Raw genomic sequence first — 1,064 nt, 5'->3', positions numbered from 1 at the left:
TTTGTACCACATCGACGTCTCAAAACCGAAGACAGCCCCAATTGATGAACGCATCGTTATTGATAGCTATATAAAGCACGAGCCGTCACAGGCGGATGTGTTTGGGCAAGCACTGGCGCAGATGAAGCTAAAAAATATCCAGCAGCAGAGCGTCATTGATGGTTTAGGCACCGAGTTGACCAAGGCCAAACTTGAAATTATCGCGCTGAAGGGAGGGAAGTCTAAATGAATTTCTGGAAACTTGCTTTTGAACGCCGGTGGATCGACGCGGAGGGATTATGCGGAGCCGTAAAAACAAAAGCCAATCGATTCGGCGAAATCACGCCGGAAGAGTATGAAAAGATTACTGGCCAGGAATATCCGAAAGAATAAGCGCCATGCCATAGAGCAGGCGCTACTTTTATGCCCTCTGGATACCCAGGGGGGGTTATTTGATTGGAGGTAAGCGCGATGGACGGAGTACAAACGGAGATGCTGCAGCGTATCACGAGAGTTGAGACAAAGGTTGATAACATGGACGAAAAGTTGGATAGGGCCATCCTATCCAGCGAGACGGCCACGGCGGCGCTACATTCCGCCGAATCCGCACATGACCGACTAGATAGAATCGAAGATAACCAAAAATGGCTCTGGCGTACAATCGCCGGGGCCTTTGTTTTGGCGATGGCTGGATTTATTATCTCCGGCGGCCTGAAATAAATAATAGGAGGGACTTATCTATGGAATGGAGCATGATTTTTAACATGATTGATCCGGTCTTGTTTGTCGTTGTAGCCGCCTGCTGGGCGCTTGGGTACATGCTCAAGCAGACACCGCGGGTGCCGGACTGGACTATCGTTTATATCGTGACAGCAGCCGCTGTGCTTTTGGCCGTCTGGACGTTGGGATTTGTCCCATCATCAATTATCCAGGGTGTGTTGTGCGGCGCTGTCGCTGTATTCGGGCACCAAGTATTTAAGCAAACAATGAGAGGTGGAAATAACAAATGAAAAAAGTATGGATTGATGCAGGACATGGCGGTAAAGACCCGGGAGCAAGTGGAAACGGTGTCGTCGAAAAAGATA

Annotated in this window: 5 protein-coding genes; all 5 read left to right on the top strand. The window is 49.2% G+C overall.

The window, feature by feature from the left end:
• On the top strand, nt 1-229 hold a 229-nt coding region (locus tag PPOP_RS00780; RefSeq protein ID WP_234399633.1), incomplete at its 5' end, for an XkdW family protein.
• Complete coding sequence (locus tag PPOP_RS00775; RefSeq protein WP_006284061.1) at nt 226-372, top strand: XkdX family protein; 147 nt, start codon at nt 226-228, stop codon at nt 370-372. The genes PPOP_RS00780 and PPOP_RS00775, both read left to right, overlap by 4 nt.
• A gap of 78 nt (nt 373-450) precedes the next feature.
• The gene (locus tag PPOP_RS00770; RefSeq protein ID WP_006284060.1) at nt 451-699 is read left to right on the top strand and encodes a hemolysin XhlA family protein; all 249 of its coding nucleotides are present in this window, start codon (nt 451-453) and stop codon (nt 697-699) included.
• 20 nt (nt 700-719) lie between these two features.
• Nucleotides 720-989 carry a phage holin family protein gene (locus PPOP_RS00765; protein ID WP_006284059.1) on the top strand — a complete coding sequence of 90 codons (270 nt, stop codon included), beginning with the start codon at nt 720-722 and terminating at the stop codon, nt 987-989.
• Nucleotides 986-1,064: N-acetylmuramoyl-L-alanine amidase (locus PPOP_RS19830; protein WP_006284058.1), on the top strand; the 79-nt coding region annotated here is incomplete at its 3' end. The genes PPOP_RS00765 and PPOP_RS19830, both read left to right, overlap by 4 nt.

This window comes from Paenibacillus popilliae ATCC 14706 (assembly GCF_000315235.1).
Taxonomy (GTDB): Bacteria; Bacillota; Bacilli; order Paenibacillales; family Paenibacillaceae; genus Paenibacillus_B; species Paenibacillus_B popilliae.
Note: the sequence above shows the minus strand (reverse complement) of the source record. Positions and strands in the feature narration are given on the sequence as shown.